The following is a 14090-nucleotide window of genomic DNA, read 5'->3' as shown; positions in this document are numbered from 1 at the left end:
TCAATAAATTACTCTGCCCTAAAAAACTCTTACTATGACCTGTTTCTAGCGTCGTGCGCCCATTCAAAACTTTACCATCAGGGCCGTGCTATACATAATTATCAAACCCGTCATAAATCCAAACAAACTTAGATAAGACATTCCCGAGTTTCCTGGCTGATGCCGCTGCTGTAGGTAGGTGCTGAGTTCTACAATCACCTGCAAAATTGCCCCTGCGCCAATACCCAAAAACAAGGCCGCCCAATGAGGAGAAAAAGCAAAAGCACCCACCCACAGCCCCACGACAGCCGGAAGTCCGGCCAGAGCAGCCAGCGCCACAAATGTTTGCCAGCGCAGCTTTTGCTTGAGCAGCGGCGCAACAATACCCAGCCCTTCGGTCAGGTTGTGGAGCGTAAAGCCAATCACCAGGAATGAACCCAGCGCTAGCTCCCCCAGGGCAAAGGCCGTGCCGATCGCCAATCCTTCGCCCAAATTGTGCAGACCAATGCCCAAGGCCATATAGGTAGATAGCGCTGGGCCTTCGGGCGGTTTGCCCCGGTGTCGGCCCACGGCAAATAGGGCCAGACAGGCCACTGTCGCTCCGAGCCAGACTAGAGCTTGGCCTTGAAACGCGATCGCCGCTTTCCCCGCCAGTTCCAACCCCTCCTGCAAGGTGTCTACCAGCAAAAAGGCCAGCATGCCCAACGTCAGGGTCAACACGAAGGTCAGCCCCCGCTGGCCCAGCACTTTTAAGTAGGGGTAGCACAACATGCCTAACCCCACTGGCACCAGCCCCACATAGAGCCCCAGCCAGCCGTAGCCCAGCAGCGTTGCCAGAGACAGACCGGGTGTAGGCAGAGCAACCTCAATCGGGTGGGCAATGACAACCCCCGTGTTGGTCAAGAATTGAACGTGATGCGCTTCGCCCTTTACCCAGAGGTACGGAATTTGCACCGTCGCTGTCGCCAACCGTCGGATTGGGCCAGGGGGCTGCTGGGTAAATGCCCAATAGGCACCATCCACCTGAACCTGGGCAATGATCATGGGTTTTGACCCCTCCGCCCGTACCTTGAGGCTGATGCCCTGATCATCTAGCACAGTACGCTCCACAATCAGAGACTCTAGCGGCGGTGCATTCAGGTTGATCAGCCGCGCCGGGCTCATCGTCAGCAGCAGGGCCGCTAACCCGGCCAACAAGATAGGCGGCAACACCCAACGCCAGGGTAAAGTCGTCATACCACCACCTCAAAGGCGCTCATCCAGCCCAGTTCGGCAAATTCGGCCTGATGGGCGTGGAACATGTACACCCCCGGCGCAAAGTCGGCAAAGGAGCATTCGATAATGCCCCGCTGCGCTTGGCAAAGCATAACAGTATCAATAGTGCGGTGGGTTGGGGTGAGGGTGGTGCCGTGGTCGTAGTAGTCGAAGAAATTGGCGTGCAGGTGAAAGGAGTTGATCGGGTCAAACTCGGTCACGTTAATTAAGTAGATTCGTACCGGGCGATCGCGCTCAATGCGAATCGGTTGCTTCATGTAAGCGTGAGGAATGGAGTTAACCGCGTAGACTTCGTTCTCCTCATCAAAGTTGGTGTCAAAAGCATTCATCACCATTAGCAACTCCTGCCAGCGCTGGTTTTCTGGGGAGCCCAGTAGGCGCGATCGGGCGACCTCGGTCTGGTCTGGGTGCCGCTCGGGGTCGGGGTCAACAATGAATGCCCCATAGAGCCCTTTGTGCAGATGGCGCTTAAATGGCACCGAATGACAGTGGTAGAGGTGGCAGCCAAAGGGCTTCGCGTCAAATTCGTAGGTCACCGTTTGCCCCGGTGCGGCCTCCATCACTCCCGGAATGCCGTCTTGCTTGGCTCCGTGGATGCCGTGAAAGTGCAGGGTGTGTAGGTGAGTGCCCTGATTGGTAAAGCGAATGCGAATGCGATCGCCTTCCGTGACTCGAATTGTTGGCCCTGGCACCTGACCGTTATACGTCCATGCGGGGTAAAACACACCTGGAGCCACCTCAATCTCTCGCTCAACGGCGGCAATGTCGTATTCCCGCAGCCGCTGACCAGTAGAAAGCATTGAGACCCTTCCTTCATCCCACTGGGTCAGCAGTACGTGGGGGTCAAATCCATTCCTAAGGTGATCAACCTCGCCCAGCGTAGTCATGCCCTGGTGATGGAGAGCCGGAGCAGTCGGGGCACGCTCTTGAGCCAGCGCCGGTTGGCTAAACCGTCTGCCCAACCAGGTGCCAGCCCCTAGAAGACCGGCTCCAAGGACCGATCGCCGCTGTACATGCCAATCCATTGCTTTTCATAATTGCTTCATAATCACAAGCATAATGGACAGCGAAGTCTTTTCATATTTATTTCATAATTGAGACGTCGCAGTTGCTCCGATGAGTCTGCGGCCAGCTCTGGGGCATCAACGATGGCTTTCTATCGCATCCATCCTGGCATGACAGCCCATACCGGCGGAGCCACCGATTAGTGTCATGCCAAATAGCGCGATCGCAATTGCTGCCGCCATCGCACCGCCTTTAGCTAGCCAAGAGAAGCTGTCGGAGCGTGATGTCGCCTGAATCTGTTGTGCTTGAATCTGTTGCGCTGCCTGACGAATATGCTCCGGCCCAATGTTGGCCTCAGCTCCTGCCTCAACCAATTCCTCCAGGGAGTAGCTGCTTTGCTGCTCAGCCTGTAGTCGCGCTGCCAGCGCCAACACCTCTGGGGCCAAGTCTGCTGAGATTCTAAGATCTGAAGGTTTTATATCAAAAGGATTCAAAATAAACGCCTCGCATCAGTTACCACATTAATGCCATCTCAGGCTAAACCCTAAAGTCGTTAGAGAGTCAAGGGAGCTTGGTAAATTGTCATCTTTACTCGGGGTTTGACCTCCCCCTTGACCTTAAAGCTGGGTTCAACGTTTAGAGTAAACTCAGCTTTCAAGGTAATGAAATGACTCAGCGACAAGTTGAAATCTTTGTGGCCGGTTGTCCTCGCTGCGACGAAGCCGTCAGCCTGGTGCAGGAGATGAGCTGTACAGCCTGCCAGATTCAGGTTTGGGATGCGCGAACAGAATCAATTAGCCCTATCGCGCGACAAAAGCTAGAGGACTACGGTATCCACCGACTTCCCGCAATGGTGGTTGATGGCACATTAGTCGATTGCTGTCGTCAACAGCAGCCTATTTCTCGTGCTGCCCTAGCGGCGGCTGGGATAGGGCAGGGGTAGGACACAGCTATGTTAATTCGCGAACTGAGTCGAGCCACTGGGGTACCCGCTTCCACCATTCGCTATTACGAGCGGGTAGGGTTGCTGCAAGCACCCCAGCGCAGCAAGGCTCAGTATCGCCTTTATGGGAAACCCGATGTCGAGCGGTTGCGCTTTATCCAAAAAGCCAAACGGCTGGGACTTTCGCTGACGGAGATTGGCCAAATAATTGCGTTGCGAGCCGGGGGCACACCGCCCTGCCAGCAGGTCAAAGCGATGGTGTCCAGTCATCTCCAGCAGCTCGACCAACAAATTGCCGAGCTACAAGCCTTCCGCCAGGAATTGGCCACTTACCACACTGACCTAACGACACAGCTCCCTGATGATGCTACCGAAACCCTCTGCCACGGCATCATTTGCGGATTTATTGAACAGGTATGCCATGACGCCTAGGAATACGTTTATCGCCAGTCTGGTCGGCACCGCTATGGTCGCCCTTTGCTGGTTTACCCCTGTGCTGGTCATTGTGCTCAGCGCCTTGAGCCTCGCCGCAGGGGTAGTCTACCTAAACTTTGGGCTGCTGCCCTTGCTAGCTATCTCAATTGCCCTGACAGCGATAAAATAGCGAAACGCTGCCATAGCGCTCGGGCTTTTTCTATTTCATCCGTATTTCATTTTTGGGTGGCACACTTAAAGCTAGTGGTTGTTTGTGATAAGTGCTTCAGCGCTTTTCAAGACAGGTAACCGCCCTTTTTACAGAGAAGAGGTTCGACATCCAATGACCCTGAGACGAAGATTAGCTTCTTTGATAGTAGTAGGTGGCCTGGTGTCGTTACCTGTAGTCGTCAGTGCATGCGGCACGTCATCCTCAACCCCTAACGAGTCAGACTCTGCCGCTATGCCCATGGGTGATGAACCCATGGCCGACCATTCCATGATGATGGATCTTGGCCCTAGCGATGCGGAGTTTGATTTGCGCTTTATCGACGGTATGATTTTGCACCATCAGGGTGCTGTTGATATGGCTGAGTCAGCGTTACAAAATTCCCAGCGGGGTGAAGTAAAACAACTGGCGGAAGATATCATTGCCGCTCAGCAGATCGAAATTGACCGCATGATGCAGTGGCGACAAACGTGGTACCCAGACGCTGGCGAAGAGCCCGTCATGTATCACGCAGCAATGGGTCATTCGATGACTATGACATCTGATATGCAAGCCGCCATGATGATGAGTGGTGACTTAGGTACTGCCGATAATGAGTTCGATTTACGCTTTATCAATGGCATGATTCCGCACCACGAAGGGGCACTAGCTATGGCCCAAGATGCCCTAGAGAAAAGCAGCCGACCAGAAGTTCAGCAACTCGCCCAAGATATTGTATCGTCCCAACAGATCGAAATTGACCAAATGGAACAGTGGCGGCAAGAGTGGTACGGTCAGTAGTGTAGTCAACGAATGAATTCGACAGGTCTCACCATAAAAATGAGGCCTGTCTTTTATTAGATATTTCCTAGCCTTAATTTGCTAAGAATCTACCAAGGTAACTAGCTCAGTCAGATACAGGAAACCTATCGTGGCACTATTATCTAGAATACATCTGGATAATAGTGCTAAGCTTTGCCTACAATTGCGTCAGTTTCAATAATTAAACAAGAAGCCTAAAAATACACTCTAAATCAAGTATGGTTTCACGCTCATTTCATTTTTGCCTGCCATACTGTAGCGACAAACACTGAAAGATTAAAGAAGATCCTGATGCCAGGGGCGTTGAGGAGTAGCTTATGTTCTATGATTTAGAACAAGCTTTCCTCTTCCCTGTTTTCTAGTGCTTTCAGCTTAGAGAGTGAGGTGGGTTAATATGGCCAAACATATTCTTTTGATAGAGAATGAGTCTAGCTTTTCTCGCTTGATTGAGTCAGAACTGATTCAGGAGAGCTACCTAGTTAGTGTCTTTGAAGATGGCTTTAGCGGCCTTGTCAACGTTCGCCAAATTGAGCCAGATGCACTAATTATTAGCTCGTCCATTTCTGATTTAACAGCTATTGATATATGCAGAAGGCTGAGGACTACAGGCGACCCAGTCCCCATTCTTTATATCGATAAAGACACTACTCCTCAAAAGCAAGCTGCTGTTTTAGAAGCAGGGGCTGATGCCTATGTCACTACACCCATAAGTCTGGATTTAATCTTGGCTCACATTAAAGTTTTTCTGAGGAAAAATAATAGCGAAGATACATCGAGAATAGTTGTTTTCTCGGATGTGACACTCAGTCACTACAGCCGGACGGTGTATCGAGGCGGTCATGAATTAACCCTAACAGCTAAGGAGTTCGATTTACTGGCTTACTTTCTTGAACATCCTAAAGAAGCGCTTAAAAAGTCGCAGATTATCGATGCTGTTTGGAGCTATGACTGCGATCTCGGTCATGAAAGCAACGTCCTTCAGTTTTACATTTGCTCTCTGCGAAAAAAGATGGAAAACGGTCAAAAAGAACGGCTAATTCACACCATTCGAGGATTTGGCTACATTCTTAAGACTGCTGCCAGGGGTCGATCTAGAAATTCATTATCCCTAGCTTTGGCCTAACTTCTTTGTTGTCTGTAATCAGTCAAGAGTACTCGTGTGTTGCTAAATATGTGCCAAAGCTTTCGATTTTCTGCATCTATCCCAGCCAGTCTGGTCATTGCTATTGGGTTGGGCTCAATTCCCCTGGGCACATCTAGAGTTCTTGCTCAATCTTTGCCTCAGCCAGAAGAAGATGCCTCACGACTTGACCGTCTTTCTCCTGAGCCTAATCCGCTACTTTTGCCCACTCAGCCAGAAGCGGTTGAAATTACAACGACAGAAACTCTCTCCCTAGAAGAAGCTTTTGAGTTAGCATTACGCAATAACGAAGACCTCCAAATTGTACTGTTAGAGCTAGAACGCAGTCAATTTGCGCTAAGAGAAGCTAGAGCGGCTTTGTATCCAACAGTTGGCTTGGCATCAACACTACTAAGTAGTGGCGAAGAGAATGACAATCAAACAACTCTAAGAGGAGACCTTGAGGCCCTTTATGACTTGGGCCTGTCAGGTGGCAGACAGGCCAGAATACAAGTGGCCGAAGAGCAAGTTCGTATCGCTGAACTAGACATTAACCGGCGTAGGTCGCAGCTTCTGCTCGATACCGCCAATGATTATTACGCCTTACAGCTAACTGTTGAGCAAATTCGTATTAGCCAGGCCTTTTTAGATGAGGCAGAGCGCAATCTACAGGACACAATTTTAAGAGAGCGTGCTGGCGTGGGCACTCGGTTTGATGTGCTACGGGCAGAGGTACAGGTAGCCAATGCCCGCCAAGATTTGACGCAGGTTCAAAGCCAACGGCAAATTGCACAAAGACAGCTATCACGCAGGCTAAATTTACCAGCTTCAGTAAACGTTGATACTTTGCCTGTAGAAATTGCCGGAGGCTGGCCACTGACCCTAGAAGAGAGTATTGTTCTGGCCTATCAAAGTCGCGTTGAGCTATCGCAGGTTTTGGCCCAACGCACAATTGCCCAACGCCAACGGCAAGTTGCCCTGGCATCGGTCAGGCCTAATCTTAGTCTGGTTGCCAATTACGGCCTTCAGCAGGCTTTGAGTGGCAATTCAACGGCACTGGATGATGGATTCAGCGTGGGCGCTAGATTACAGTGGCAACTCTTTGACGGGGGTGCTGCCTCCGCATCGGCGGCTCAGCAGGATACAGAAGCGGAAATTGCAGAAACTCAGTTTTCCCAAACTCGCAACAGTGTTCGCCTGGAGGTTGAAGAAGCGTACTTTAATTTAACGGCCAATCAGGAAAATATTACTACAGCCAATGCAGCTATAGAACAGGCGCAAGAGGCGCTTAGGTTAGCCAACTTGAGATTTGATGCAGGAGTCGGAACTCAACTGGATGTGTTAAGCGCCATAGGAGATTTAGCTGAAGCAGAAGGCAATTTATCGAATGCAATCATAGACTACAATCGTTCTTTGGCAGCAATTCAAAGAGCAACCGAGCAACCTTATTTAGAATAGTTTTTCAGATCTGTTCAAGTATCCTGACTAGGTTTTTCCTGAAACACGAAGTGAATTAAAAAATAAAAAGCCCACGTAGCGTAAATCTACGATGGGCTTTGCAGTTTTAGAGTGAGTAAGGTAACTTGAACATGCCTCTAAAAGCACTTAAAGAGTAACGACTCTTTAGTGTCTTTAGAGGCGATCGCTGGCTATTTCCCTCTGTATTCAGAGTTGTGAAACCTAAGTTCGCTAAGAGTGACAGTGCCATCCCCATTTAGATCGGCAGATAGATCCTTAAGGCTACTGTTCTGCCCTGAAGCACTCGCCACTTGTGCTAGCGCCATTGAAGCCATTGCAATTGTCAGTACAGAAAGAAAGTACTTTCTCATCTTATTCTCCATTAAGAAAACTAGATTTCGCCTTGTATCTATCAGCGAAACTCTTACTATGATAGATCTCTTATTCAGGTAGTTTCTGAAAACTACCTAAGCTAATGGTAAAAGTTTTATTAGAAAAATTAGAGCGAAGCTCGGTAGCTACCAGATCATATAGGCCTTATGTTCGTTAGATTTTCTTCGCCACAGTAAAACGCTGTATGCCTCTTAAAAAAGCCACCATTGCCAAAGGCTTGGTGGCTTTAGAGTCTATTAAGGCGAGTGCTATCTTTATGGATAGTGGCGCTTCAAAACATCACTATCTATAAGAAAGTTTATGAACCCCTATAATCGCGGTTGTGTTGTATAAGTTCGCCGAGAGTTACGGGTCTACCTTTTTCGGCAGCCAAACCACGAAGACTAGTTTGACTAGAGGCACTAGCCACAGGAGCGAAGGCGACTGTAGCTAATGCAATGGTTAGTGCGGAAATAAAGTATTTTTTCATTTGTTTTCTCCATGAGAACTGCTAAAGTTCGCGTTTGATTGGCGAAACCTTGCACTATCCATTATAGGTTCGCTATCAAATCATTTCCTGATAATTAGCTAAGCTAAAACTGAATGTTTTATTAGAAAAATTAGAGACGATTTTTCGCTGGAAGTTTTCACAAAATTTAATTCTTTCAAGTATTTTTTGGGCGACTAAAGAAATTTATTCTTGACTTGATGAAACCTTCATTTGAGTACGTTTTTCCGTTGATTGGGCTTGCAGTCTAGAGAAATATTTCTTGTGCAACCTGAAAATTGCCCGATTGGGGGTTGAGTATTTCATCCTGATTTCATTTTTCTGTGGGATGTTTGAGGGACTGATGGTATTTTTCTCCGCAGACTCTAAGTAAGTGGTTCAAGGGCACGCCTATGACAGCTATCTCCGATCGCTTGTACCTAGCAGCCAGAGGGCGATCGCTCCCCCGGCTGGCTTTGCTGATGCTCTTGCTAGCCCCTGCGGGCGCGGCCTTCGCCCATGCTGGTCACGGGGATGAGTTTCAGGGGGGTGGTGCCGGGGCTAACCCAGCAGGCATCGAGGTTGACGCTGAAACAGCTGACCGCATTGGTCTGATAATTGAGCCGGTGAAGCGCCAGGTGTTGGCGTTTGGGGTAAAAGCAACAGGGCAAATCGAAGCTTCGCCGGGGCGGCAGGTATCGGTGACTAACCCAGTTGGCGGTACGGTAACCAAGCTATTGGTGGAGCCAGGGCAGCAGGTGGAAGCGGGCCAGGCGCTAGCGGTGATCACCAGTGGCGAACTAGCCGAATTGCGAGTGACCGCTCTAGAAAATTCTGCTGAGCGCCAGGGAGACGTGCAGCAGGCCCAGGCCGATTTGCAGCTCGCGGGGCAAACCTATGCGCAGCAGCAGCAGATTGCCCAGAGGGCCATTGAAGCGGCCCGGACGGATGTCCGGGTGGCCCAAGAGCAGTACGATCGCGACTCAGAACTGGCGGCGGAAGGCGCGATCGCCCGCCGCGAACTACTGGCCTCTGAAGCGGGTTTGGCAGACGCCAAGCAGGCTTTGGCAGAGGCCGAAAGCCAGTTGGAGGTTCTCAGTGCTCGCACGGGGGTGGCGCAGGCCCAGACCGCCCTCAACGTCGCCCGCTCCCGCTCTCAGCTCAGTTCACAGACCTACCAAACTCGGTTGCAGCAGCTTGGAGCCACAGCTAACCCAGACGGCACCATCACTATCAAAGCGCCCATTGCGGGTACCATTGCCGACCGCGACGTCACCCTGGGGCAATCTTCAGAAGATGCGGGTGCGGTGCTGATGACTATTGTGGACAATCGCACGGTATTGGCCACCGCAGACATTTTTGAAAAAGATCTCTCCCAGGTATCTCCTGGGCAACGGGTGCGGATCACCGTGGCTAGCCTGCCCGATCAAATCTTTGAGGGCCAAATTACCACGGTGGGTTCGGTGGTCAATGGCGAAACTCGGGTCGTGCCCGTGCAGGCCGAGCTAGACAATGCCCAGGGCACCCTCAAGCCCGGCATGTTTGCGGCCTTGGAAGTGTTAACCGAGAGCACTGCCGAGGCAGTGATGGCTATTCCTCAGGCAGCGGTGGTGGAAGCCAACGGCCAAACCCTGGTGTTTGTGCGCAACGGCAACGCCTTTGAACCTGTAGACGTCACTCTAGGGAGAACGGCAGGCGATCAGGTAGAGGTGCTCACTGGCCTGTTTGAGGGTGATGAAATCGTCACCCAGCGGGCTAACCAACTCTATGCCCAGTCTTTGCGGGGTGGGGGGGCTGAACCAGCAGAGGAAACCGCAGCCCCTGTTGAGGCGGCTGCCGCAGGCATTCCCTGGTGGGCGATGGGGTTAGGCAGTAGTGCGATCGCGATGACAACCTTTGCCGCCGGTATCTGGTGGGCCAGGCGACAGCGCCCGACCTATGCCCTGGCGATCGACGACGCGGTGGTTTCGTCATCCGCGCTAGAGCATCCCCGCTATGGCCATGGGCCAACCCTGGCCGCTCCCCTAGTTGAAGAGGAAGAGCCCTCGCGCAAGTAGTTGCGGTGGTGTCTGGATAACATCCTCCCGAATGGTGGGCATCGCCTGCCCTACAACAGCCATGGTGAGCCATCTGTTCTGACAAGATTTTGAACAACCATGCTAGATAACATTCTCAAGTGGTCGATCGCCCAGCGGTGGCTCGTGGTCATCGGAGCGATCGTGGTGACGTTTTTAGGCATTTACAACCTCACCCAAATGCCTTTGGACGTGTTTCCAGACTTTGCGCCGCCCCAGGTGGAAATTCAAACCGAAGCGCCCGGACTCGCCCCCGAAGAAGTGGAGGCGCTGATCACCCTACCCATCGAGAGCGCCGTCAATGGCACCCCAGGGGTAGAAATCGTGCGGTCATCCTCAGCGGTGAGTATTTCGGTCGTCAAGGTGATCTTCCGGTGGGGTACCGATGTCTACCAGGCCCGACAATTAGTCACCGAGCGCCTTCAGCAGGTGCAGGAAAAGCTGCCCGAGGGGGTCGGCATTCCCCAGATTTCGCCGATTTCGTCCCCCATCGGCACGATCTTGATGTACGCCTTTACGGCGGAAACCACGCCTCTGATGGAGGTGCGGCGGTTGGTAGATCGCGATGTCACCAACCGACTGCTGGCTGTGCCCGGCATCTCCCAGGTGATTACCTACGGCGGCGACGTACGGCAGTACCAAGTGTTGGTTGACCCAGACCGACTGGTGGCGTTTAATGTGTCGCTGCAAGAGGTGGCCGAGGCGACCGAGGCCGCTAACGTCAATGCCGCCGGTGGCTTTCTCAACACCCCCGACCAGGAGCTGATTATTCGCGGTGTCGGGCGGCTCGACTCGATTGAGCAACTGCAAGAGTCGGTGGTAGCCGCCCGAGAGGGTCGCCCAGTAAAGCTACAAGATGTGGCCGATGTGCAAATTGGGGCAGCCCTCCAGCGGGGCGACGGCAGCGTAGGGGGCCAACGGGCGGTAGTGATGGTGGTCAACAAGCAGCCCCTCAACGACACTCCTACCGTTACACGGGCGGTGGAAGCCGCGATGGAGGAGCTAAAAGCGGCTCTGCCAGAGGATGTTGTTGTCACCGAAACCTTTCGGCAAGAAAACTTTATTGAGGCCTCGGTCGAAAACGTGCTGGGTTCTCTGCGAGACGGCATTATCATCGTCTCAGTTATTATCCTGCTGTTTTTGATGAACTGGCGCACGGCGGTGATTACGCTGAGCGCCATTCCGCTCTCAATTCTGGTGGGCATGATCATTCTCAATGCCTTTGGCCAGGGCATCAACACCATGACCCTGGGCGGGTTAGCAGTGGCCATTGGCTCCGTGGTCGATGACTCGATTGTGGATATGGAGAACGCCTATCGCGGGCTGCGCAAAAATCAGCTGGCGGGCAGCCCAGAACACCCGTTTAAGGTGGTCTACGACACGTCGGTCGAGGTGCGGGTGAGCGTTATTTTTTCAACCGTAATTATTGCGGTGGTGTTTGCCCCTATCTTTAGCCTGACCGGGGTAGAGGGGCGCATTTTTGCCCCTATGGGGGTGGCCTACCTGGTGTCGATTGTGGCCTCTACCCTGGTGGCTATGACCCTCTCCCCAGCACTGTGCGCTATCTTGCTAGCTCGACGCCCGCTGCCCAGCGATGAGACCTGGGTTACCAGGACATCTCAACGGCTGTATCAACCGGCTTTGCGGTTTGTCATGGCCCGCGCCAAGCTGGTGCTGGCCATTGCTATGGCGGCTTTGGTGGCGTCGATGGTGGTGTTTTCTAGTCTAGGGCGGGTGTTTTTGCCCGAATTTCAGGAGCCGTCGCTGGTGAATGCGATGCTGCTGTATCCAGGGTCGTCGTTGGCGGCCACCAACGAAGCGGGGCTGGCGATGCAAGAGGCGCTGAAAGACGACCCCCGCTTCGTGACGGTGCAGATGAGGACGGGGCGAGCACCGGGCGATGCCGATGCGGGCGGGGTTAACTTGGGTCACGTAGATATCGAGCTGAGCGAAGAAGGATTGCGCGATCGCGAAGCCTCCATTGAGCACATTCGAGCAGAATTTGCCCGCATTCCCGGCATTGCCCCCAGCGTGGGCGGGTTTATTACCCACCGCATGGATGAGGTGCTTTCGGGAGTGAGAAGTGCGATCGCCGTGAAGATCTTCGGCCCCAATCTCGACCAGCTCCGCACCGTCGGCAGCGAGGTGGAAGCCGCCATTCGCGATATCGATGGCCTGGTCGATCTGCAACTGGAGCCCCAGGTGCCCATTCGGCAGGTGCAGATTCAGTTCGACCGTCCTGCTGCGGCCCGCTATGGCCTTACCGTGGGGCAGATCGCGGGTGTGGTCGAAACAGCGCTCAATGGGCGAGTGGTGTCTCAAGTGCTGGAGCAGCAGCAGCTCTTTGACCTGCTAGTTTGGCTCAAAGATGACGCTCGCAATAATTTGGAGGCGATCGGCAACCTGCTGATTGATACTCCCGTCGGCCAAAAAATTCCCCTGGCTCAGGTGGCCCGCATTGACTACGGCACCGGGCCAAACACAATCAACCGCGAAAATGTCTCGCGCCTGATTGTGGTGTCAGCTAACGTGGCCGGGCGCGATCTGGGCTCGGTGGTTGATGCCATTCAAGACCGGGTGAGGGAAGCGGTGTCGCTGCCCTCGGGTTACTACATTCAGTACGGCGGGCAGTTTGAGTCAGAGCAGCGGGCCAGCCGCAACCTGCTGGTGTTTGGCGGGCTGGCGATCGTTGTGATCTCCGTGCTGATGTACTTCGCGGTTAAATCAGTGCTGGGGATGGTGATGATTATGGTCAACCTGCCCCTGGCCCTGGTGGGGGGCATTGCCTCCATTGCCCTGGGGGGCGGTGTGGTGTCGGTGGCGTCGCTGGTCGGCTTTATCACCCTGTTTGGGGTGGCTACCCGCAATGGCCTACTGCTGGTTGACAACTACAACACCAAGCTGGCCCAAGGCATGCCCCTGCGCGAGGTGATTGTCGAAGGCTCCTCAGAGCGGCTGGTGGCCATTTTAATGACGGCGCTCACCTCGGCCCTGGGCATGGTGCCCCTAGTGCTGGGCAGCGGCGCAGGCAAAGAAATTTTGCAGCCTCTGGCTGTGGTCGTTTTGGGTGGCCTGTTTACCTCGACGGCGCTGACACTGCTGGTGCTGCCAGCGCTCTACTCTTTGTTTGGGCGGCATTTGGTTCCCAAGGTAGCGGCTCCCCTATCGCTTTCAGAGCTTGAACCCGAGCCCCAAGATCCGGCCCTGGTGCAGTAAGCCAAGTCTCATATCGCAGCCTCGGCGCTGCCCCTAGGCAACATCCTGTTTTCTCTTTTAGGAACAACGCTATGACCGTTAAGAAGACCCTGACCTTTTCAATAGTGGCCCTTGGCCTGGCTCTAACCCTGGGGGCGTGTGGCAGCAGTGGCGAGCAAAGTAGCGCTCCCGCTGACACAGAGGCTGTGGCCGAGGCACCCGCTGCTGAGGCTCAAACGGCATCAGAGCCCGCCGCTGGCGGGGCGGGGGACATGGAGGCCTCCCAGGGGGGCCAGGTGGTTGAGTCTGGCCCCTACCACCTGGAACTGATTACTTCCAACGAATCAGATGGCGTTCACCTAGACTTTTTCCTACAAAAGGGCGATACTCACGAGGCGATCGCCGATGCTAAGGTCATGGCCCAAATTCAGGCTCCCGACGGCACTCAAGAGTCTATCGAGTTGAGCTATGACGCCGATGCCGCACACTACACGGCCATGGTGCCCGTCACAGCCGCAGGAGACTATAACGTAGCTATTTTGTCTGACATCGGCGGTGAAAAGGTGAATGGACGCTTTACCTTTGCCAAGTAACACCAACTTATATTCAATCACCCCGAGGTCAAGCAGATTGTAATCGGGACGACTTGCCAATTACCTAGATTGGATCTGGGAGTGAGCGAGTAAGAGTTTTAGATTACGGAATCAGCCTGGCCAAATATGGCTAGGCTGATTGCT

12 protein-coding genes are annotated in these 14090 nt (G+C 53.2%); 9 read left to right on the top strand and 3 right to left on the bottom strand.

Features of this window, described 5'->3' with window-relative positions; genetic code table 11:
• Positions 1-63: 63 nt before the first annotated feature.
• The 3 genes from IQ265_RS06365 to IQ265_RS06355 form a co-directional block, all read right to left on the bottom strand.
• Positions 64-1215, bottom strand: coding sequence for a ZIP family metal transporter (locus IQ265_RS06365; RefSeq protein WP_194051652.1), 1152 nt, complete (start codon positions 1213-1215; stop codon positions 64-66).
• Positions 1212-2279, bottom strand: a complete 1068-nt coding sequence (locus IQ265_RS06360) for a multicopper oxidase domain-containing protein (RefSeq protein WP_194051650.1) — start codon at positions 2277-2279, stop codon at positions 1212-1214. Before IQ265_RS06360 ends, IQ265_RS06365 begins: the two co-directional genes overlap by 4 nt.
• A 117-nt stretch (positions 2280-2396) precedes the next feature.
• Positions 2397-2753, bottom strand: a complete 357-nt coding sequence (locus tag IQ265_RS06355) for a hypothetical protein (RefSeq protein WP_194051649.1) — start codon at positions 2751-2753, stop codon at positions 2397-2399.
• Positions 2754-2926: 173 nt separating this feature from the next.
• Here IQ265_RS06355 and IQ265_RS06350 point away from each other — a divergent pair, with 173 nt between their 5' ends.
• From IQ265_RS06350 to IQ265_RS06310, 9 genes are all read left to right on the top strand, one after another.
• Complete coding sequence (locus tag IQ265_RS06350; protein WP_194051647.1) at positions 2927-3202, top strand: thioredoxin family protein; 276 nt, start codon at positions 2927-2929, stop codon at positions 3200-3202.
• Between the two features lie 9 nt (positions 3203-3211).
• Positions 3212-3634: a heavy metal-responsive transcriptional regulator gene (locus IQ265_RS06345; protein ID WP_194051645.1), complete on the top strand. Its 423-nt coding sequence runs from the start codon at positions 3212-3214 to the stop codon at positions 3632-3634.
• Entirely contained in the window at positions 3624-3806 is a 183-nt protein-coding gene (gene merF / locus IQ265_RS06340; protein ID WP_194051643.1) for a mercury resistance system transport protein MerF, read from the top strand. The genes IQ265_RS06345 and merF overlap by 11 nt, the downstream gene beginning before the upstream one ends.
• Positions 3807-3959: 153 nt before the next feature.
• A complete protein-coding gene (locus IQ265_RS06335; protein WP_194051641.1) occupies positions 3960-4625 on the top strand; it encodes a DUF305 domain-containing protein in 666 nt (221 codons plus the stop codon).
• 415 nt (positions 4626-5040) lie between these two features.
• Positions 5041-5769, top strand: a complete 729-nt coding sequence (locus tag IQ265_RS06330; protein WP_194051639.1) for a response regulator transcription factor — start codon at positions 5041-5043, stop codon at positions 5767-5769.
• A 36-nt stretch (positions 5770-5805) separates the two neighbouring features.
• Positions 5806-7224 (top strand): TolC family protein, encoded by a 1419-nt coding sequence (locus IQ265_RS06325; protein ID WP_194051637.1) that lies wholly within the window; start codon positions 5806-5808, stop codon positions 7222-7224.
• 1272 nt (positions 7225-8496) lie between these two features.
• On the top strand, positions 8497-10140 hold the full coding sequence (locus IQ265_RS06320; protein ID WP_194051635.1) for an efflux RND transporter periplasmic adaptor subunit: 1644 nt from the start codon (positions 8497-8499) through the stop codon (positions 10138-10140).
• A gap of 99 nt (positions 10141-10239) precedes the next feature.
• Positions 10240-13374: an efflux RND transporter permease subunit gene (locus IQ265_RS06315; protein ID WP_194051633.1), complete on the top strand. Its 3135-nt coding sequence runs from the start codon at positions 10240-10242 to the stop codon at positions 13372-13374.
• A 71-nt stretch (positions 13375-13445) separates the two neighbouring features.
• The gene (locus IQ265_RS06310) at positions 13446-13946 is read left to right on the top strand and encodes a hypothetical protein (protein ID WP_194051631.1); all 501 of its coding nucleotides are present in this window, start codon (positions 13446-13448) and stop codon (positions 13944-13946) included.
• Positions 13947-14090 lie beyond the last annotated feature (144 nt).

Source organism: Nodosilinea sp. LEGE 06152 (genome assembly GCF_015207525.1).
Taxonomy (GTDB): Bacteria; Cyanobacteriota; Cyanobacteriia; order Phormidesmidales; family Phormidesmidaceae; genus Nodosilinea.
This window is presented reverse-complemented; position numbering and strand designations above follow the sequence as displayed.